The organism is Ensifer sp. Root1252 (genome assembly GCF_001425885.1).
Classification (GTDB): Bacteria; Pseudomonadota; Alphaproteobacteria; order Rhizobiales; family Rhizobiaceae; genus Ensifer; species Ensifer canadensis.
In genome coordinates, this window is record NZ_LMDT01000012.1 from 315,394 (window position 1) to 336,228 (window position 20,835).

The following is a 20,835-nucleotide window of genomic DNA, read 5'->3' on the forward strand; positions in this document are numbered from 1 at the left end:
CTGCGGGGAGGCGGAGTGCTCCCCGCAACCAGGATGCCCCTGGTGTTACCCCTTCAGCCCCGAGACCGTCAGATGCGGGATTGGAACGCCGGCGAGGCGGCGGCCTGGCTCGAGATCGTCGGCGCCAGCCACCGCAGCGAGCGGATTGCAGCGATCTTCTCCGCCCGGCTGGCGCGGGGGACCGAGGCGCTCGCGGCAGTTTTGCAGCGGTTGGGTGGCGATGGCGTGAGCGAGGGCGGGGCGCGCGTCCACGCGCAAGCCTTGCTCGCCGGTTTGGAGGGGCTATCGCTGGTTCAGCTTCTGGAGCGTTCAGCGGATGATGCTGGCCGGGCGCAGGCGGTACGCATTCTGGTGCGCGGCATCCTTGGCGGCGTCATTCCAGCCCACCGGCGCACCGGCGCCTGAGGCGCGGGCGCGCTTCAAAAGCCTTGCGAGATTTGCGCTGGCCTCAGGCGGGAAGAGGGGACGCGGCTGTCCTCTGCGCTCAGGTTGCGAGGATCTGGCGACAAGCTCGCCACACTCGTTGTAGAAGATGCCGGCAGGCGGATCAGGGGTACAAACGCCGAGCCCCAGGCGCATGAATGCGGTCCTGCCTGGCAAATGCCTCCAATGACCGTTGACGGCCTGAAGGAGACTTCTTTCGTTGTTCCCGACCAATGAATATGGTTGCCTCATAGCCGAGGATATCGACCGTCATGAAACTTGCCCACATCAACTTGGTAGCCCGAAATGCGGAAGCGCTCGCAGCGTTCTACATGAATGTCATGAAATGCGAATCCCTTCGTGAACCCAAGATGGTGTCCGGGGAAAAAGTGTCGCGCGGCAATGGTATTTCGAACTCTGAGATATATACGATCTGGCTGACATTCCCCGAACTCGAACGCCCATTCTTGGAGATACATGAGCACAAGGTCACTCATGATCGAGACCAGCCAAGGGTGAATGAGCCCGGTTTCGGGCACCTGTCATTCCAGATGGAAGATATCAGCGTGGTGCTCGCGGAAATCATCCAAGCCGGCGGGGCGCAGATCGGCGAAATCACGGACTTTGGGACGCCGGATAAGCCATTTCTTATTGCTTATGCGCGCGATCCGGAGGGAAACGTCCTTGAGCTTGAGCAGATAGGTAATCGACCGAGATGCTGACGACCGCTTGTGGAGCCCAAACCGGTCATTGGGCTGCCGCAAAAATCAGTCTCGAAGCACAGGCCTCTGCGGCAGATAAATCTTGATTTCTCCCGACGTTTTCGCCCTATTGCGCAAGCAATGCGAGGTGCCGTGTTGCGAGTCTGGGGGAAGGCTCTGAAGGTGCCCCGCGAAACTGGAAGGTCTTTTCCTCTCGAAGGCCCCTTGAAACAGGATCGCGCTGATGAAGCTGGTGACCGGTAACTCGAACCGCGCCCTGGCCCAGGCTATTGCCAGCCACCTGGAACTTCCCCTCATAGACTGTACGGTCAAGCGTTTCGCCGACCAGGAAATCTACGTTCAAATCCATGAGAATGTGCGCGGCGAGGACGTGTACATTCTCCAGTCAACGAGCGCCCCCGCCGACGGCAATCTGATGGAGTTGCTGATCCTGACCGATGCACTGCGCCGCTCGTCTGCCCGCCGGATCACGGCCGTGATCCCGTATTTCGGCTATGCTCGCCAGGATCGCCGCGCCACCGGCCGCACTCCGATCTCGGCCAAGCTGGTCGCCAATATGATTGCCGGTGCAGGTGTTAACCGCGTCATCACCGTCGATCTCCATACCGACCAGATTCAGGGCTTTTTCGATATACCGACCGATAATCTTTATTCAGCGCCGGTGATGACCCGCGATATTGAAAAGCACTACGACACCAAGAACTTGACGATCGTTTCGCCCGACGTGGGCGGCGTGGCGCGGGCTCGCGCCATCGCCAAGCGCATTGGTGCCGATCTTGCCATTGTCGATAAACGGCGACCCCGCGCCGGTGTCTCGGAAGTGATGGGCATCATTGGCGATGTGTCCGGGCAAAGTTGTCTTCTGATCGACGACATCGCAGATAGCGGCGGCACGCTGATCAATGCGGCGGAAGCCCTGCTGGAGGCTGGTGCCAAGGAGGTTTCTGCCTACATCACCCATGGTGTGCTTTCCGAAGGCGCCTGTGAACGCATTGGCGCCAGCAACCTCAAGGAATTGGTCGTGACCGATTCCATTCAGGAAACCGAAGCTCACCGCCAGACCGCCAATATCCGACGCGTCACAATTGCGCCGCTGATCGGCGAAGCCCTCGCTCGCACCGCCAGGGAGCAAAGCGTTTCAACCCTTTTCAACTGATCCGGCTCATGGCGCGATTGCAACCGTCAGCCAAGATCACGCTCGTTTTCCGGGCATGCAGTGCGCAGCGTTCCCACGCGGCCCGGCTTGGCCCGTCCGTTGCAATTGGCGCTCACGCGACTATTTTCGTATGCTTCGCCACCCTCCTGTCAGTGACACGCCCGGGAGCAAGTCATGTGCCGGAATATCAAACCCTTGTTCAATTTTGATCCGCCTGCGACGAACGAGGAGATTCGTGACGCCGCGCTACAGTTCGTGCGCAAGGTGAGCGGCACGAACAAACCATCGAAACGCAATGAGGCTGCGTTCGAGCGCGCGGTCAATTCAGTCGCGGCATGCGCCCGCGAGCTGCTGGATTCGCTGGAGACTTCTCAACCCCCTCGCGATCGCGAGGAAGTCGCGGCAAGGGCGCGCGCGAGAACAGCGGCCCGGTTCGCGTAAGGGGAGTCCTGTCACGCACCGGAGATCGACGGGAGCTCTTTCACAGTCACCGCACCAGCGACGAAGCGATCTGCTTCGCATCAGGCGGGATCGCCTTGCGGTCTGGCGAGAGGGCCGCGAACCGGAATGCGAACGGCCAGCCGCGCGGAAATCGGCGGCGCTGGACTCGTTGCCGTCGACAGGGCTTAATGCTGCGCGGGGATGGCGGGATTGCCGGGGGCGATTATGGGATCACCGCAGCAGATGACTGATGACGGCGATGTTCTCGATGCTGTCGTCATCGGGGCCGGCTGGGCCGGCCTGGGTGTCAGCTATTGGCTGGCACGACGGGGCCTGCGCCACAGTGTCTTGGAGCGGGGCCGCATCGGAGAGACCTGGCGCACACAGCGATGGGACTGCTTTCGGATGAATACTCCCAATGTGCAGACCGTCATGCCGGGCGACTGCTATGACGGTCCGGATCCGGATGGTGCCATGACGGGCGAGCAGTTCGTCGCTCTGCTTGAGGATTTCGCCCGGCGCAACACGCTGCCGATCGAACCGGATACCGCGGTAAGCGAACTCGCGCACGAGAATGGCGCCTATCGGCTCACCACTTCACACGGCACGCTTTGGGCGCACAACGTTATCGTCGCAAGCGGCTGCTTGAATTGCCCGGTGCGCCCGGTCTGGGCGCCCGCGTTGTCGCCGGCTCTCCATCAGATCGACGCTTCCGGCTACCGCAGCACTGCTGATTTGCCAGATGGATCGGTACTGGTGGTCGGAAGCGGCCAATCGGGTGCTCAGATCGCCGAGGAATTGGCGGAAGCGGGCCGAAAGGTCTTCCTTGCGACCAGTCGTGTCGGGCGGCTCCCGCGGCGCTACCGGGGTCGCGACATCATGGTCTGGCTGCTCGAAAGCGGGTTTCTCGACGTGCGGCGAGAGGAGGTCATTCGACTTGCGGGACGCATCCCGCCGCGCGGTGTGCTCGGCTCGGTGCATACGATAAGCCTTCAGGCGCTGAGCGCCCAAGGTGTCGCGCTTCTTGGGCGTCTCACCGGCATCGAGGATGGCGGCAACCTCTCGTTTGCCGACGATCTCGAAGCGAATGTCCGCTTTGCGGATGAAGCCTCCGACACTGTCAAACGCCATGTCGACGACTATATCAGCCGCGCCGGGATCGATGCGCCCCCTGCCGAGCCCGACCCGGCGGAGACGGTCGCGCTGCGTCGACAGAACCCGCCGATCGGTTCGCTCGATCTCTCCCGCTCCGGCATAGCGAGCGTGGTGTGGTGCACCGGGTTCAAGGGCGATTTCAGCTGGATGAGGCTTCCCGGTGTGCTCGACAGCGCGGGACAGCCTGTTCATGAGGATGGCGTGGCCGCCCTGCCGGGCCTCTATTTCGCAGGGCTGGACTTCGCCTCCACACGCAAGTCAGGCATCATCCTGGCGATCGCCGAGGAAGCGCCTCGCCTTGTCGACCATATCGCGGGGCATTCGTGACCGCCTTCGGCATGGTCAAGAAGTTCCTGACGGTCAGGGCCGGGATCAGAGGCCGACAGATTGTCAGCCGCTGTTTTGCGCCGCCACCACCAGTGTCACGTCTCGCCCCTTGGCGACGTTCCGACTGGGCGAAGGCAATGGTCTCCAGGGATCAGCCAAGGACTTCGCTTCTGCGCGGGAATGTCTGCCATCGATTACCGCTGGAAGCAGTGCGTCCACTTCCGGCCCGAGCCAGTCGAAGATAAGCGAGGACCTGAATGTCTGCTGGTGGCGCATGGTTGCCATCGCACCAACGCCGGCAAGCGCGCAGCGGCATGCAGAGATTGCGTCGCTGTCGTGCCGGAAATAGCGGGTGTCCCTGAAACTCGGAGCGTTGGTTAAGCACAAGATCACGACGACATCCTTCTATCCCGCGGGGCGTCGAGCTCTTCCAGTTTTGCATCCTCAGCCCATGAGGATCCACATCCGCTGCCGCTGTCGAAATTTCGCCCACTCGACAAAATCGCCTTGACGCTTCCGTCGCGCTTGATTAGAACACTGCGAACCGTACCGTACGGTACTCAAATGGGTGGAGCCAGGTGCAAAGCGTTGCTGCGACAAAAGAGGCGAATGCCGGGAGCGGCCTGACCGAGCGTCAGGGTGTCGTCCTCGAAGAGGCGTTGCGTCTGCTTGTTGACGGCGGCGAGAAGGCGCTGACGACCGCCGGTGTCGCGCGGGCTGCCAACTGTTCGAAGGAAAGCCTCTACAAGTGGTTCGGCGATCGCGACGGGCTGTTATCGGCGATGATCGGTTTCCAGGCGAGCAAGGTGCGCACGCTGGATGTCGCCGCGAGCGCGCTCGACGCCGAAAGCCTGAGCCGGCATCTGGTTGTCTTCGCCAAGGATCTGCTCGAGGTTCTTGCCGGCGACGTGTCGCTGGCGCTGAACCGGCTGGCGATCGGCCAGGCGAGCCGCGAAGGCTCCAAGCTCGGCCACATGCTGCAGGAGCGCGGACGCCGGCAGATCGGGCGGCGTGCTGCCGCTCTGCTGGAGGCCGGCCGCAAGGCGGGGCTGCTCGCGTTTGACGATGCCGACGAAGCCTATGGCGCGCTTTACGGGCTGGTCGTTTCCGACTGGCACCTGAAGATGCTGCTCGGCGAAGAGGCCGGCGAGATGAAAAAGAGTTTCGGCCGCAAGGCGGAGCAGGCGGTCAGCGCCTTTCTCACGCTCTACGGCCGGAAGGTTTAACGGCGGGGGAGATCTCCGCCTGCAGCGCCGCGTGTCGAAGACACGCAAAGGTCGCTGCGGAACTGAAATTGCAGCGGCGCGTGTCGAAGACACGCAAAGGCCGCTGCAGAACTGAATTGCAGCGCCGCGTGTTGAAGACGCGCAAAGGCCGCTGCAGAAACGGAATTGCTGCATGGCGCCTGGATCGATCCCGGTTCAGGCATCGTGCAGCGGAAATACAACTGATAGCAACGGGAAGGACCATTCAAATGCGCGTCTATTACGATCGTGATGCCGACATCAACCTCATCAAGTCCAAGAAGGTCGCCATCGTCGGCTACGGCAGCCAGGGCCGCGCCCACGCGCTGAACCTGAAGGATTCCGGCGCCAAGGAAATCCGCGTCGCGCTGAAGCCGGGTTCGCCAACGGCTGCCAAGGTCGAGGCCGATGGCCTCCAGGTTCTTTCGGTCGCCGAAGCTGCCAAGTGGGCCGACCTGATCATGATGGCAACGCCGGACGAACTGCAGGCCGAAATCTACACGGCTGACATCGCCGGCAACATCCGTGACGGTGCTGCCATCGCATTCGCACACGGCCTCAACGTTCACTTCGGCCTGATCGAGCCGAAGGCGACGCTCGACGTCGTCATGATCGCACCGAAGGGCCCGGGCCACACGGTTCGCGGCGAATACCAGAAGGGCGGCGGCGTTCCCTGCCTCGTTGCCGTTCACCAGGACGCTTCGGGCAACGCCCTTGACCTCGCGCTCTCCTACGCCTGCGGCGTCGGCGGCGGCCGTTCGGGCATCATCGAAACCAACTTCAAGGAAGAGTGCGAAACCGACCTCTTCGGCGAACAGGCAGTTCTGTGCGGCGGTCTCGTCGAGCTCATCCGCGCCGGCTTCGAAACGCTGGTCGAAGGCGGCTACGCGCCGGAAATGGCCTATTTCGAGTGCCTGCACGAAGTCAAGCTGATCGTCGACCTGATCTATGAAGGCGGCATCGCCAACATGAACTACTCGATCTCGAACACGGCAGAGTGGGGCGAATACGTCACCGGCCCGCGGATCATCACGGCAGAAACCAAGGCCGAGATGAAGCGCGTTCTCACCGACATCCAGACCGGCAAGTTCACCTCGGAATGGATGCAGGAATACAAGTCGGGTGCGGCCCGCTTCAAGGGCATCCGCCGGGTCAACGACAACCACCAGATCGAAGAAGTCGGCGCCAAGCTGCGCGGCATGATGCCGTGGATCGGCAAGAACAAGCTGGTCGACAAGGCGAAGAACTAAGTTTTAGCGATCAAATGCATAGGAAAGGCCGGGGCGCATGCTCCGGCTTTTTTCGTTGCTGCAGCAAGCGATCGTCGCCGCGCCGCCGCAGGCGGGCTCGACCATTGCGCGGCGTGCTGTCGAGGAAACGGATGCCAGGATCGACGTCGGGCGCGACCACGCCTCATGGAGGCACTTGCCTAATTCGTCCCGGTGTTCGACATTGGCCCGCTACCTCATGGAAAGCGCCCCGATGAGCCCGATGAGATCGTATCTGGCGGAACTGCGCGGTTTGATCGGAAACCGCTTGCTCCTGCTTCCCTCCGTCGCCGCCGTCATCCATGACCACGCGGGCAATCTGCTGCTGCAGGAGAAATCTTCGGGCGAGGGGTGGAGCCTGCCTGCCGGCGCTATCGAGCCCGGCGAAACGCCGCAGGAGGCCGTCATTCGCGAGGTGGTGGAGGAGACCGGCCTTACGGTTGTGCCTGCAACCATTCTCGGCGTCTTCGGTGGGCGGGAATTTCGCTACACCTATCCGAATGGCGATCACGTCGAATACATCGTCACACTGTTCGGGTGCCGGATCGTTGACGACTGCGGGGAGTGGACAGACAGCGAGACAAGATCGCTTCGATATTTCGGGCCGGACGAGATGCCGCCACTCGCATTGCCTTATCCGGTTTCCACGTTTTTCTCCCAGGGATCCAATCGCCTTGTCCGTTCACCGGGACGGTGAGGAGAGCACTGATCGACGTCACGGGAGGCAAAACATTGCGGTGAGCATGACGGTGGGTCCGTTGCGGCAATGAACGTCTTTGCGGAAGAGCTTTCCAAAAACGAAGGAAGCCGGGGCGAAAACCCCGGCTTTCCCTTTTTGAGCCAATGGCCGCTGGGCCAGATTTCAGTCCAGACTCTCGGCTTGAAGCAGCGGCGGTTGAGCCTTGCTGCAAGAGAATGGTCTATCGTAGGTCGCATTTCGGGGTGGGCATGTGCCCGGCCCGGACACTATGTGCCCGGCACCGCCGTTAGTGTGTGGCGGTGAAGGTGGTAGGCGAGACTTGCAGGGCGGCAGCGATGCGCTGCAGCTTGACGGGATCGGTATCGGCACCAAGTTCGACCTTGGAGATTTCCGTTTCCGTCAGGCCTGTGGTTACCGACATATCATCGACGGTGTAGCCGTGGGATTCACGCGAACGCTTTACAGCGGCTCCGATGCTGACACGCGAAACAGTGGCGTCGGAAGCCTTATTCAGATTTTTCTTAAAGGACATGAAGTGTCTCCTTCGTTCGTCCACCGACAAGGAGTTTCGTCGGGTGAAGGGGGCCCGAAAATATCGTGCGACTCGAATAATGAGAGGCGTTCAGGCCTCGCTAATATAGTCAGGGCGATCGCCAAGGCAAGCTGGTCCCGGCATTTTTGAGTGGACAGAGCCGCTGGGCCCTTTGGCAGGCAAGCGTCTGCCGCAATGAAAAATCGTTTGGAAACCTTATGATATAGTGCCTGAGGCGACGGGTGTGCCCGCTCAAAAAAAACTGGTGCGGGCATGACTTTTGCGGTGAAAGGAACATCGCCGGTGGCTGGCTTTGCGTCGTCACTGTCTGCGGAGGGTACTGCCGGGCAATCCTGCAGCAGACCCGCGCCCAGAGCAGGGAGCAGGCCTGCCCCGTGTCGGTCAGCGAAGGGGCGTGCAGCCCTTGACGTGAGGCGCCTTGACGCGGCCGGCCTGAAGGTCGCTCCAGAGGGGCAGGGACGGATCAGGCCCACCCAATGTCGCTTCGAAGGTGGCGCGGTTCAGCTTGACCAGGTTACCGGCCGAGGTGATGCTGACCAGCTCTTTCTTGCTGACAACGGCTATGCTGACATTCATGCGGCAGAAGAAGCGCTTGTCGCCGTTCGATGCGACCCAGCCATGCAGGCCGGCCTTGTTCTTGGTGAGTTTGCTGACCTTATAGCCCTGCTTTTCGAGCTGGGCCAAGGATTCCGCGTGGGCCAGACCCGGCATGAGGGTAAAGCCGATCAGCGTGGCTGCGAGCAATCGCTTGAATGAAATGGTCATTAAGTTTCAACCCCTGATTACAATATGACAACGTCTCCTACGGTCAAATCATGTCGAATACAACTTGGATCTGTCTTGTTGTCGAATGCCGAAATCCGCATTGGTTCTTCGCGCGGCAAGCAAGCGTCCAAGTGATGGGCGAACGGCGATCATCAGCCTTGCGCCCGATATTCCACAATGCTGGCACTTGAGCTCGCAACCGCATGATGCACCCGCTTTTGCCGACCCCGCATCCCCACAGGCCGTAAGGCGGCTTTCACGCCGGCCTTGCCATTCCCACGAATCCGGCTAAACCGAAATTCCGGCCACCTCAAAGGAAGATGTCATGCCGGATTTTTCCACACTTGCACTTTTTGCCGCCGCGTCGCTGGTGCTAACCGCCACGCCCGGTCCCGATATGCTGCTGATCGCTTCACGCAGCGTCAGCCAGGGGCAGGGGGCGGGGTTCCTCACCTATGCCGGAATCGCGCTCGGCACCTATTGCCATGCGCTTGCCGCCGCCCTCGGACTGTCGCAGCTGATCGCCACCGTGCCGATCGCCTATGAGATCGTGCGCTGGGTCGGCTGCGCCTATCTGCTCTATCTCGCCTTCAAGACCCTGCGCTCGCAGGCGATCGACTTTTCGCCGTCCGCGTCGCTGAAGCGGCTGTCACTCCGGCGGATTTTTGGCGAGGGGTTGCTCACCAACCTGCTCAACCCGAAGATGGCGCTGTTCGTGCTGGCGCTGTTTCCGCAGTTCATTCGGCCCGAAAACGGCGCGATGATCGTGCAGACGCTGGTGCTGGCGACGGTGCTGAACGGCATCGGCTTTCTCGTCAATGGCGCGGTGATCCTGCTTGGCGGCCGGATCCGCAGCCGGTTCACGTCGCCCACCCGCTTCAAGAAGCTGCCGCAATATCTGCTCGCCACCGTCTTTGCTGGCCTTGCCTGCCGGCTGGCGCTCGGGGCCAGGAACTAATACGCCTCGACCGATTGCCATTTTATGTTGACTCAATCAACAAACCGTTGTTGATTGAGTCAACTCATGCTGGATCATTTCCCATGGCACTCACCAACGATCACCCTGATGTGGCGGCGCTGCGCGCCTTCAACCGTCTCTACACCAACCGTCTGGGCCTGTTGAACGCCCATCTCGACCAGAGCCCGTTCACGCTCACCGAAGCGCGTATCCTCTACGAGCTTGCCCATCGGCAAGAGACGACGGCGGCCGAGCTGATGCGGACGCTTCAAGTCGACCGTGCCCAGCTCAGCCGCACGCTAAAGCGGTTCTCCGATCGCGGGCTGGTCGAGAAGTCGGACCATCCGGAGGGTGGCCGCCGCCAGCCGATTTCGCTCACCCCTGCCGGGCGCAAGGCGTTCACCGCCCTGGAGCAGAACACCCGCGAGGCGATCGGCAAGCTGCTGGATACATTGCCATCGACCGAGCGCAAGCGGTTGATCGCGGCCACCAGCACCATCAGCGAGATCCTTGAGGACAAGGCAGGCGGGGACTTAATGCTGCGCGATCTGAAGCCGGGCGATCTCGGCTGGATCATCCATCGCCAGACCGTGCTGTATGTTCAGGAATATGGCTGGAACCAGGAGTATGAGGCGCTGGCTGCGGGCATCCTCGCGGATTTCGTAAAATCCTTCGACCCGGCCCGCGAGGCCGCCTGGATCGCCGAAATCGACGGCCGCGTCGTCGGCTCGATCTTCCTCGTGGCCGGCGACAAGCCTGATGTGGCCAAGCTGCGGCTGCTCTATGTCGAGCCGGATGCGCGCGGACGCGGCGTCGGGGCGGCGCTGGTTGCCGCCTGCATCGAGCGCGCCCGCACTGTCGGCTATCACACGCTGGTGCTGTGGACCAACAGCGTGCTGACCTCGGCCCGGCGCATCTACGAGCGCGCCGGCTTCACGCTCACCGAGGAGGCGCCGCACCATTCCTTCGGCAAGGACCTGGTGGGCCAGACCTGGTCGCTCGATCTCGGGCAGGGGGTGAAACGGAAAGTGGCCGGCGAGCGATAAGAGGCACAGGTCTTCTGTCCGCGCCGCGTGGTTCCCATCCATCGTCCCGCATAGCGGGGCAACGGCGCGGGGCTGCGCCCCGGCGGCAGATCCGTTGTGGGTTGACGGCGGCCTATCCGCGTGCGGCGAAATCCTCCGGATCGGGCCGCCGCTTGGTGTTCCGGGCCGGAACCGAAAGCACCTCCGTCTGAAACGCAAGGCCGTGCCGGATGAGGGCGCGAACCCCGGAATAAGCGATCAGAGGGTTGAGATGGCGTCTGGCAAAGGCTATCTGGTGCCATCGCAAACGCCCCTCGGGCGAACTTTCTTCAGAAAACCACAAGGCGTATCCCGGCATGAGCCCAGAATTCCTCGTCACCCATTCCGGTGGCTTCCATGCCGATGAGCTCATGTCGAGCGTCATCCTGACCCGGCTGTTCCCTGAGGCGAAGATCGTGCGCAGCCGGGCGCCGGAGTGGATCACACCCGGCACCGACCGCATCATCTACGACGTCGGCGGCGCCTATGACGCTGAAACCAGGATCTTCGACCATCACCAGCGCGGCGCACCGCTGCGCGATGATGGCCAGCCCTACAGCTCGTTCGGCCTGATCTGGAAGCATTATGGCCGCGATTATCTCGCCGCCTCCGGTGTCCCGGAAGCGCATGTCGAGGCGGTGCACGCCTCCTTCGACAAGAGCTTCGTGCTGCCAATCGATCTGGTGGACAATGGCGCGCTCAGCCCCTCCGTTGCCGGGCCGCTCGCCGGACTGACGCTGCCGGCGCTGCTCGAAACCCTGAAACCGGTTTTCGACGAGACCGATCCCGGCGCCGATGATCGCGCCTTCCATTCAGCCCTCGCCATCGCCCGCAGTTTCGTCGAGGCCAGCATCGGCCGTAGCGCCGCAAAACTGCGTGCGGAAGCCGTCGTGCACCAGGCGATCGTCGATACCGGCGAGGCCCGTGTGCTGGAGCTGCCGATGGGCATGCCGTTCCGTCCCGCCATCGTCAAGGCAGGCGCCGATCACCTGCTGTTTGTCGTCCACCCGCGCGACAAGGACTGGTGCCTGACCGGCATCCGCCGCGCCGACGAGGGCTTCGAGCTGCGCGCCGACCTGCCGGCCGCCTGGGCCGGCCTCACCAACGCCGACCTCGAGGCCGCCTGCGGCGTTGCGGGCGCCACCTTCTGCCACAACGGCCGCTTCATCGCCGCCGCCAAAACCCGCGAGGCAGCGCTGGCGATGGCGGAACTGGCGGTAACGGAGGCTGTCTCTGTCGCGCAAGGGCAAGCGACGGCTGCTCAGGTGGCGTGAGCCATCGAGTGACGATTGTGGTGCAGTCCGACCACTTGCTGCCCTGGGCTTGTTGAGGAAGCGCTGCACCACTCGTCGGACTTGGCCGAAGTGACCAGAAACGGCCAAGCACTCTCTGTGTCCGGCATGCGGGATACGGCTTATGTGGGGAGAGAGTTCCCGCCCGCAGCCGGCTGATGGCACCAACCTATTCGCGAAGCGGCCGCAGTATCTGCCTGTCGTCGTCTTTGCCGGACTGGCTTTCTTTCTGGCGCTTTGCAATCATTACGTCCGCAGTCGGCCGATTTCGTTGAAAAACTCGATGGATTTCCGCCCATCCGCCCGATTTGGTCTTTTGGGCGCGGGGTCATCGGTTATCTGCCCTGCGCCTTAGCGCAAGGTATCGATGTATGCCGCGCTCATGCGGCGATGGCGCGGTATAGCGACCTTTGCGGCCTGAGTTTCGCGAGCCTCCTGAGGTTTTGGGCGGTTGCTGCCAGCAAGAATTCGTCTCGCGCACCGCACGGTCCTCTTAGCCTCAAACGCGCCATCCGCAGAATGCGCTTGAGGTGGGCAAAGAGCATTTCTACCTTCTTGCGACGATGTCGGACTGCACGTATTCAGGTGTGGTGGCAATAGCTCGGGCAACATCGCGGGCATCCTCGTTGAGATCACGCGGCACCTTGCGCATAGGCATGTTCGGGCAGCAGCGAAGCTTTAATTCGCACGGGTCGCAGTTCTTTTTGCTGGCGCGATAGAGTCGTGTTCCTTCGCTCGTGATCCCTGATCTGGGCGTTGCATAGGTTCGATGGAACTGCTTCAATTCCTTTCCCGCAGGGCAGACGTAGCGATCATTCTCGGCCTCCAAGGTGAAGTCCGAACGCGAGAAGGTCCCGTCCGTCCGGTTCGATTTGTCGAAGACAGGAATGTGCGGCGCGATCTTCTTCTCCTTGACCAGCCAGGCCAGATTGTCGGCAGAACCATAAGCGCTATCGGCTGCCAGATAGTCTGGCTTCAAGCCGAAGCGGTTCTCGGTCCTGTCGAGCATTGTGCGGGATGCTCCGACCTCTGCCTGGCGGATCGCACGTGTCGCCTCCACGTCCAGAATGACGCCATGATCGGTATCGATCAGATAGTTGGTGGCGTAGGCGAAGAAGGCATGGCCTTTGTGGGCACCCGTCCACTGCGCTGCTGGATCGGAAGGCGAGATGAACTTCGGCGTCACCGGCGATGCCGCACCGAAAGCGGCATCATCAAGAACTGCAAGGTATTCCTGGACCGAGCGGCTGGCATCGTCTTTGACTTCCCACTCCGCACCAGGCACAGAACGCTGCTTGTTGGCGTCTGCGGCGATCAGGCATCGACGGCAAACCCTTCCGCGCCCACCAGTCCCTGGGCAAGACAGCGTTCCACCACCGTCTCGAATAGGTGCCGCAGGATGTCGCTTTGCCGGAACCGGCCATGACGGTTCTTCGAGAAGCTGGAGTGATCCGGTACCTTGCCGTCCAGTCCGAGGCGGCAGAACCAACGATAGGCAAGGTTGAGGTGGACTTCCTCGCAAAGTCGCCGTTCCGAGCGGATACCCATCGAATAGCCGATGATCAGCATCCGCATCATCAGCTCAGGGGCAACCGAAGGACGACCTGTGTTGCTGTAGAACGGCTTCAACGGTGCTCGCACGCTGTCGAGGTCGAGATGGCGGTCTATCCCGCGCAGCAGATGGTCAGCAGGGACGTGATCTTTGAGGCAGAAGTCGTAGAAGAGCTGCGCCGGAGCCGCCTGACATCCCATCATTCACCTGATCCCCTGCAAATCACTCAGAGGATTGAATCACGCGTCCCAAGTACCGGCAATACCGAGTTTTTCAACAGTATCGGCCCGAAGCGGCCATTCCGGCAAGGTCCCGAGTCAGGCAATAAATCTGGCACGAGCGAGGAAACAAGCGTAGCTTCGGAAGCTAGAGTTCCCGCCCCTGACCAACGCAAGAGCGAGGCCTTCTCTACACCTTTGGGAGAGGTGGCTATGGAAGCAGTTCGCGCAGAACGGCGGCTGGTGGCAATTCTTGCCGTCGACATTGTCGGTTATTCGCGACTCATCGAAGCCGACGAGGCCCGGACCCTGGCTGCAATCAAGGCATGGCGTTCCGAAATCTTCGATCCCTTTATGGAAGATTATCACGGACGCATCGTGAAACTCATGGGCGATGGTGCGATCGTGGAATTTGGCTCCGTCGTCGACGCCGTGGCTTGCGCAGTCGCGTCACAAAGTAAGGTCGCTGCGTGCCAAGTGGATGTCCCAGTCCAGCGTCGACTTCTCCTCCGCATGGGCATCAATCTCGGAGATGTGGTTGTCGACGAGGATGATTTGCTGGGCGATGGCGTCAACGTCGCGGCTCGCCTTGAGCAGATGTGTGAGCCAGGGGGACTTTTCGTATCTGGCACTGCTTTCGATCACTTGCAGGGCAAGTTCGAATTGCCGCTGGAATTTATCGGCGAGCAGCATGTGAAGAATATCCAGCGGCCCGTCCGTGTCTACCGGGTGAGGTTCGAGGGAAATACTCGGCTGCGACGCTTCAACCTCAAAAGCTTTCGCCGTTGGAGAATCCCGGCTGCTTTGGCCTTCCTGCTCCTGATAAGCGTTCCAGCAGTTTGGCTGGCCCAAACGCGCGAAAGTGCTGACGCGGCGTCCGTTGCGCGGATGGCTTTTCCGCTACCCCAAACGCCCTCCATCGCCGTCCTGCCATTCGACAATCTCAGCTCTGATGCGGGGCAGAGCTATTTTGCCGACGGGATGACCGACGACTTGATCACCGAACTCTCAAAACTGTCTGGCATCTTCGTGATCGCGCGCAACTCGACCTTCACCTACAAGGGCAAGCCCACCAAAGTTCAGCAGGTGGCCGAGGAACTGGGCGTCCATTACATCCTGGAGGGCAGCGTACGTCGAGAGGGAAACCATGTTCGTGTCAATGCCCAGTTGATTGACGCGATCGACGGACATCACCTCTGGGCCGAGCGCTATGATGGGGAAATGAGCGGCGTGTTCGGGCTGCAGGACAGGGTGATCGGACAGATCGTTTCAACTCTTTCAGTGAAGCTGACGAGTGCCGAGCGAAGCGTGGCAGCGGTGCCGGAAACGACGAATCCGCAAGCCTACGATTCGCTGTTGCGGGGTTGGGATCATCTTCGCCGGGACAGCGAGGCCGAAACGGCCACGGCCTCCGACTTCTTCCAGAAGGCGATCGTACTCGATCCAAACTATAGCCGCGCCTATGCGTCACTGGCAGCAGCAAACTGGCGGACGAGCATCTTGTCCTGGGATTTTTACCGTCGGGAGACCGCTTCAAAGAACCTCATCAGAAATCTAGCAAAGGCTATGGAGAAGCCGACGCCGCTTGCCTATGCGATATCGGCGCAGGTGCTTGCGCAGCAGGGTCGCTATGACGAAGCATTCACTGCCATCGACCGGGCGATGAAGCTTGCGCCGAATGATCCTGACAACCATGTCGGCCTGGCGCGGATTCTCAACGCGAAGGGACGCGCAACTGAGGCGGAACAGCAGGCCCGCCTGGCGATGAGGTTCGATCCCCATCCCTCGCGTGCAACGCTGCGCATGCTCGCAGTCTCGTTCTTTTCCCAGGGAAAATATGTCGAAGCCGTCGACACCTTTGAACGCGTGATCGGCAAAAAGTCCGATCTCCGGGCAGATTACGCCACCCTGATAGCAAGCTACGGACATCTCGGGCGCACTGACGGCATTCAGACGCTGATCGACCAGTATAACACGCTGGCCATGTCCTTCTTGGGCGATCCGCTCACCGTCCAGGAAAGTGCTTATGATTGGTATGGTAGCGCATTCAGCTACCATAGGCCTTACATCACGCGCCTGCAGGAGGGACTCCGCAAGGCCGGATTGCCCGAGGGGGCTGGCACAGACCTCGCCCTTGACGACTACGTGAAGTTTATGGCGCTGACCAAGGGCGAACTCAGTGTCGACAGAACCATAAAAATCGATGTCACGGAAGCAAAGGCGCTGCTCGCACGCGGCGTGCCCTTCATCGATGTGCGTGCTTCGCTTAACTATGACAATGGCCATATCCCCAAGGCCATCAACCTATCCCTCGTCACCGGCCTATCAAAGGAAAGCCTTGCCATGGTGGGGGGAAAGGAAGGTGAGGTCGCCTTCTATTGTCAGGGCAAGAGTTGCACCTATGCCGCTTATGCTTCGGCCAAGGCGATCGCCTGGGGTTACACGCACATCTACTATTTTGCCGGCGGTTTTTTGGAGTGGGACGACGAGGGCTATCCACTTGTAATCGAGGTCAAGAGATAGATTGAGCAAGAGCCACATGAAACCATGTGGCCACCAAACGCAATCCGGATCATTGTGACCACCTTTGGCGCAATCCAGTCGTTCAATGTCTTGCAGAGATGACCTTCACACGTGTTGTGACCCGAACGGTTAGCTGCGCTACTTTCGCAAACAGTCTGTATGTCTTGAATGTGCCGAGCCAGGCACGCAAAGTGCTTCCCGGCCTCTCACTCCACCAGCCCCGCCTTGCGCAACCCTTCCACTCGACGCTCAAAATCATCCGGGTTGCGGAAGGGCAGGACGCGGCGGCGGCGGGGGATGGAGAAATTGGGGTTGAGTTCCAGCGCGCGGTTCCAGGCCTGGCGGCTTTGGTCCAGATGGCCGAGATGGCCGTGGCAGGAGGCGAGCAGGGCAAAGGCGGTTTCCGAATGCGGGTTTCGCATCAGTCGGGCCTCGATCGCCAGGATCGCCGTTTCGTAAGCGCCGAGCGAAAAGTGGGCGTCGGCGAGGAACTGTAAAAGCACTTCGGGATAGAGCGGGTCGAGCCGCATGGAGATGTCGAGTTCGTCGAGCGCTGCCTTCGGTTCGCCGGAGAAGATCAGCGCATGGGCGAGCGCCATGTGGAGCTGCACCGAGTTGGGCGCCAGCGCCAGCCCCAGATGCGCCTCGTCCCGCGCCCGGTCCAGCTCTCTCATCCACATGCAGGCGACGCTGAGCGCGCAGTGGCAGTCGGGCTGGTCGTCCGCCATCGCGACTGCCCGTTCGGCAAGCGCACGGCCGGTGCTCAGCGACTGCTCGGGATCGGCGCTCCAGTCGTTGATATAGTCGAGCACATGGGTGAAGGCGATGAGCGCATGGGCGGCGGCATAGTCGGGGTCGATGGCAACAGCGGCTTCGGCGAGGCTGCGTGCGGCAGCATTGGCGAGCAGCGTGTGCGCAGACGCCTGCTCGCGGCCGCGCAAGAGCAGCTCGTAGGCCTTGACGTCGACCGGGCGGCCGCCGGCAAGCGAGCTTTTGTCGCCGCCGGTCAACTGGACTTTCAGCGCAGTGACGATCTCCCGCGTCAGTTCGTCCTGCACCGCGAAGATATCGGTGAGATCGCGGTCGAAGCGATTGGCCCAGACGTGGCCGCCATCGTTGGCGTCGATCAATTGCGCGGTGACGCGCACGCGGTTGCCGGCCTTGCGCACGCTGCCTTCGAGCACGTAGCGCACGCCGAGCGCCTTGGCGACCTCAGGCACGGACACCGCCGCGTTCTTGTAGACGAAGGACGAGTTGCGGGCGATGACATGCAGCTCCGACAGCCGGGAAAGGTCGGTGATGATGTCCTCGCTGATACCGTCGGAGAAATATTCCTGCTCGGCATCGCCGCTCATGTTGTCGAAGGCGAGCACGGCGATCGAAGGCTTTTCCGGCAGGCGGTACGGGCTCGGCGGCTGCGCCTTTGCCGGCGTCGGGGCAGGGGCGGGGCCATTGGCCGCGCGGGCAACGCCGATCTCCAGCGCGTAGATCCGGATCGGCTCGACGATGTTCTTCAGCTGCGTGGCACCAAGGTCGGTTGCCGTAAGGTCCAGCCGCGCCTTGACCTGACGGTAGGCATCCTCGGAAAGGCAGATCGCGCCGGGGCGGGCGATGCCTTCCAGCCGCGAGGCGATGTTGACGCCGTCGCCCATCAGGTCGCCGTCGCTTTCCTCGACGACATCGCCGAGGTGGATGCCGATGCGGAACTCGATGCGCCGGTCCTCGGGCACGCCGGCGTTGCGCTCCAGCATGGCGCTCTGCACCTCGATGGCGCAGCGCACGGCATCGACGACGCTGCGGAACTCGATGAGGCTGCCATCGCCGGTGCGCTTGACGATGCGGCCGTTGTAGACGGCGATGGTGGGGTCGATCAGGTCGCTGCGCAGCGTGCGCAGCCGCGCCAGGATACGCTCCTCGTCGGCGCCGGCGAGCCGGCTGTACCCGACCACGTCGGCGACAAGGATGGCCGCAATTTTTCGCGTATCGCTCATGGCAGCTCCGACCTGATACCAACCTGCACCGATATTGACCTCCTGCGCCGGAGCGATTTTGTTCTCCGGCAAGAAGACAACCGGAGCCGGACCCAAGCGGTCCGGTAAGGATTGTCGACGCCATCAGCGGGCCAAAAGTGTCCGGCCTTCGGGTGGGCCGCCTGTCGACCACCGGCCGCGTCGCAATCCTTAACCGATGCCAAGGCATCGCTCCGAGGTCTGCTCCTCGCCGGATGACCGCACACGGTCCCACGCAATCGGTCATATCAGCACAGACTGATATGACGCAGATTACCACAGCGGCAAGGCGGCCGCCTCTCGTCTCTCTACCTCATCTTTAGAAGTTGCCTATCGCACCAAAAGTGGCACACTTCCCGCCTTGTATGGCTGAAGCCAGCATATTCAAATGATGGGGTCTATCGTGACACTTGCAATCAACGACATCGCACCGGATTTCCAGGCGGAAACCACGGAAGGCAAGATCCAGTTTCACGACTGGATCGGCGATTCCTGGGCCGTGCTGTTCTCGCATCCGAAGGATTTCACGCCAGTCTGCACCACCGAGCTTGGCTACATGGCCAAGATCAAGCCGGAATTCGACCGGCGCGGGGTAAAGATCATCGGGCTCTCCGTCGATCCGCTCGACCGCCACGCCGGCTGGGTCAGCGACATCGCGGAAACGCAGGGAGCCACGCCGAACTTTCCGATGATCGCCGACGTCGACTACAACGTGTCGAAGCTCTACGGCATGCTGCCGGCGCCGGTATCGGGCGACCCGACGCAGCGCACCGCCGCCGATAACCAGACTGTGCGCAACGTCTTCGTCGTCGGGCCGGACAAGAAGGTCAAGCTGATCCTGATCTATCCGATGACCACCGGTCGCAACTTCGACGAGGTGCTGCGGGTGATCGATTCGCTGCAGCTGACGGCCAAGCACAAGGTGGCAACGCCGGTGAACTGGAAGAACGGCGAAGACGTGATCATCGCCGGCTCGGTCAGCGACGAGGAAGCCAAGCAGAAGTATCCGGAAGGCTGGCGCGCACCAAAACCCTATATCCGGATCGTGCCGCAGCCGAAGTAATCGCGGGAGGCGGCCTGCCGCGCCCGCGCCACTGCATGACGCCCTGGGCCGGAGCCGGTCTCGGCAAGGATCATGCAGCCGCTTCTTGAAGTACGAGACATCCCGCGGATGAGATTTGTCCCGCGGGATGCAGCGGGCTTGCACTAAAGCGCGTCGCGATCTCTAGGATTCGCTTGCTGCGCTTTACGCTCTTGTTTTTGCGCATGTCGTCATCGCAAAACCGCTGAGCACTTTTGCGCGACATGCTCTAGGGAGAAACCGATGATCTTCCGCCAACTCTTCGACAGTACGTCCGGCACCTATACCTACCTCATTGCCTCCAGGCAGGGGGGAGAGGCGCTGATCATCGACCCGGTTCTGGAAAAGGTCGACCGCTATCTGCAGCTGGTGCGCGAGCTTGACCTGAAACTGGTCAAGGCGGTCGACACGCATCTGCATGCCGACCACATCACCGGGCTCGGGGCGCTGCGCGATCGCACCCATTGCATCACCGTCATGGGCGAGCAAACGGCGGCCGATGTGGTTTCGATGCGGGTGGCCGAGGGCGACCGTGTTTCGATCGAGGGCCTCAGCCTCGACGTGCTCTACACGCCTGGCCATACGGACGACAGCTATTCGTTCCTGACGGGTGGGCGGGTGTTTACCGGCGACACGCTGCTCATCCGCGGCACGGGGCGCACGGATTTCCAGAACGGCGACCCGCGCCAGCAATATGATTCGATCTTCAACAAGCTCTTGAAGCTGCCCGACGACACGCTGGTCTATCCGGCCCACGACTATAAGGGCGACACGGTCTCGACCATCGGCGAGGAAAAGCGCTTCAATCCGCGCCTCAAGGTGCAATCGGTCGACGAATATGTCGACCTGATGAACAATCTCAACCTGCCGAACCCGAAGATGATGGATGTGGCAGTGCCGGCCAATATCCATGTCGGCCTGCATCAGGACGAGATCGCCGCCAAGGGCTGGGCGGTTTCGGCGGTGGAAGCCCTGGCGCTCAGGGGCCGTTCGGATGTCGCAATCGTCGATCTGCGCGAGAAGGCGGAGCGGGAAAAGCACGGCGCCATTCCCGGTGCGCTGCACGCACCCTATCCGGAACTGCGGGAAAACATCGGCGCTGGCGGCATGCTGCATGAACTGGCGCTTGCGACGGGCAAGCGCATCGTTTTTTATTGCGCCTTCGGCGAACGCTCGGCGATGGCGGTCCAGGCGGCGCAAGCCGCCGGACTGATCAGCGCCTGCCATATCGAGGGCGGCATCGATGCCTGGAAAAAGGCAAACGGGCCGCTGGTGCGCTAAGGCGCCGCGCGTCGAACATGACGCGCGAACGACGCTGTAACGCTTTAAAGTTACTGCATGATTTCTCCTTGGATCGGATCCGATCCAAGGGCTGATCCCTAGC

Annotated in this window: 17 protein-coding genes and 1 pseudogene; 14 read left to right on the top strand and 4 right to left on the bottom strand. The window is 61.6% G+C overall.

The window, feature by feature from the left end; all coding sequences use genetic code 11:
* Positions 1–72 precede the first annotated feature (72 nt).
* The 8 genes from ASD02_RS14020 to ASD02_RS14060 all read left to right on the top strand — a co-directional run bounded on the left by ASD02_RS14020 (position 73) and on the right by ASD02_RS14060 (position 7,433).
* Positions 73–405 carry a TetR family transcriptional regulator C-terminal domain-containing protein gene (locus ASD02_RS14020; protein WP_025427597.1) on the top strand — a complete coding sequence of 111 codons (333 nt, stop codon included), beginning with the start codon at positions 73–75 and terminating at the stop codon, positions 403–405.
* Between the two features lie 290 nt (positions 406–695).
* Entirely contained in the window at positions 696–1,145 is a 450-nt protein-coding gene (locus tag ASD02_RS14025) for a VOC family protein (protein WP_025427596.1), read from the top strand.
* Between the two features lie 223 nt (positions 1,146–1,368).
* Positions 1,369–2,301 (top strand): ribose-phosphate pyrophosphokinase, encoded by a 933-nt coding sequence (locus ASD02_RS14030; protein WP_025427595.1) that lies wholly within the window; start codon positions 1,369–1,371, stop codon positions 2,299–2,301.
* Positions 2,302–2,475: 174 nt separating this feature from the next.
* On the top strand, positions 2,476–2,742 hold the full coding sequence (locus tag ASD02_RS14035) for a DUF2277 domain-containing protein (protein ID WP_025427594.1): 267 nt from the start codon (positions 2,476–2,478) through the stop codon (positions 2,740–2,742).
* Between the two features lie 243 nt (positions 2,743–2,985).
* Entirely contained in the window at positions 2,986–4,224 is a 1,239-nt protein-coding gene (locus ASD02_RS14040) for an NAD(P)/FAD-dependent oxidoreductase (RefSeq protein ID WP_025427593.1), read from the top strand.
* Positions 4,225–4,802: 578 nt separating this feature from the next.
* Entirely contained in the window at positions 4,803–5,450 is a 648-nt protein-coding gene (locus tag ASD02_RS14050) for a TetR/AcrR family transcriptional regulator C-terminal domain-containing protein (RefSeq protein WP_025427589.1), read from the top strand.
* Positions 5,451–5,698: 248 nt separating this feature from the next.
* Positions 5,699–6,718, top strand: a complete 1,020-nt coding sequence (gene ilvC / locus ASD02_RS14055) for a ketol-acid reductoisomerase (protein ID WP_025427588.1) — start codon at positions 5,699–5,701, stop codon at positions 6,716–6,718.
* Between the two features lie 37 nt (positions 6,719–6,755).
* Complete coding sequence (locus ASD02_RS14060; RefSeq protein WP_225906316.1) at positions 6,756–7,433, top strand: NUDIX domain-containing protein; 678 nt, start codon at positions 6,756–6,758, stop codon at positions 7,431–7,433.
* 289 nt (positions 7,434–7,722) lie between these two features.
* Here ASD02_RS14060 and ASD02_RS14065 read toward each other — a convergent pair whose 3' ends face one another.
* Together ASD02_RS14065 and ASD02_RS14070 are read right to left on the bottom strand one after the other, a co-directional pair.
* A complete protein-coding gene (locus ASD02_RS14065; RefSeq protein WP_025427586.1) occupies positions 7,723–7,968 on the bottom strand; it encodes a helix-turn-helix domain-containing protein in 246 nt (81 codons plus the stop codon).
* Positions 7,969–8,370: 402 nt separating this feature from the next.
* Entirely contained in the window at positions 8,371–8,754 is a 384-nt protein-coding gene (locus ASD02_RS14070) for a hypothetical protein (RefSeq protein WP_025427585.1), read from the bottom strand.
* Positions 8,755–9,079: 325 nt separating this feature from the next.
* Here ASD02_RS14070 and ASD02_RS14075 point away from each other — a divergent pair, with 325 nt between their 5' ends.
* The 3 genes from ASD02_RS14075 (at position 9,080) to ASD02_RS14090 (ending at position 12,050) form a co-directional block, all read left to right on the top strand.
* On the top strand, positions 9,080–9,712 hold the full coding sequence (locus ASD02_RS14075) for a LysE family translocator (protein WP_025427584.1): 633 nt from the start codon (positions 9,080–9,082) through the stop codon (positions 9,710–9,712).
* An 83-nt stretch (positions 9,713–9,795) separates the two neighbouring features.
* On the top strand, positions 9,796–10,758 hold the full coding sequence (locus tag ASD02_RS14080; RefSeq protein ID WP_025427583.1) for a helix-turn-helix domain-containing GNAT family N-acetyltransferase: 963 nt from the start codon (positions 9,796–9,798) through the stop codon (positions 10,756–10,758).
* A gap of 335 nt (positions 10,759–11,093) precedes the next feature.
* A complete protein-coding gene (locus ASD02_RS14090; protein ID WP_025427581.1) occupies positions 11,094–12,050 on the top strand; it encodes an MYG1 family protein in 957 nt (318 codons plus the stop codon).
* 398 nt (positions 12,051–12,448) lie between these two features.
* Here the strand turns inward: ASD02_RS14090 and ASD02_RS14095 are convergent.
* Positions 12,449–13,823 (bottom strand): annotated as a pseudogene (locus ASD02_RS14095) (IS1182 family transposase).
* 228 nt (positions 13,824–14,051) lie between these two features.
* On the opposite strand from ASD02_RS14095, the gene ASD02_RS14100 reads away from it, so the two are divergent.
* Positions 14,052–16,361, top strand: coding sequence for a rhodanese-like domain-containing protein (locus ASD02_RS14100; RefSeq protein WP_025427580.1), 2,310 nt, complete (start codon positions 14,052–14,054; stop codon positions 16,359–16,361).
* A gap of 206 nt (positions 16,362–16,567) precedes the next feature.
* On the opposite strand, the gene ASD02_RS14105 is transcribed toward ASD02_RS14100, so the two are convergent.
* Positions 16,568–18,352 carry an adenylate/guanylate cyclase domain-containing protein gene (locus ASD02_RS14105; protein WP_057206253.1) on the bottom strand — a complete coding sequence of 595 codons (1,785 nt, stop codon included), beginning with the start codon at positions 18,350–18,352 and terminating at the stop codon, positions 16,568–16,570.
* Positions 18,353–18,773: 421 nt separating this feature from the next.
* Between ASD02_RS14105 and ASD02_RS14110 the strand changes: the two genes are divergently transcribed.
* Together ASD02_RS14110 and ASD02_RS14115 are read left to right on the top strand one after the other, a co-directional pair.
* A complete protein-coding gene (locus ASD02_RS14110; RefSeq protein ID WP_025427578.1) occupies positions 18,774–19,433 on the top strand; it encodes a peroxiredoxin in 660 nt (219 codons plus the stop codon).
* Positions 19,434–19,694: 261 nt separating this feature from the next.
* On the top strand, positions 19,695–20,732 hold the full coding sequence (locus ASD02_RS14115; protein ID WP_025427577.1) for an MBL fold metallo-hydrolase: 1,038 nt from the start codon (positions 19,695–19,697) through the stop codon (positions 20,730–20,732).
* The last annotated feature ends 103 nt before the right edge of the window (positions 20,733–20,835 follow it).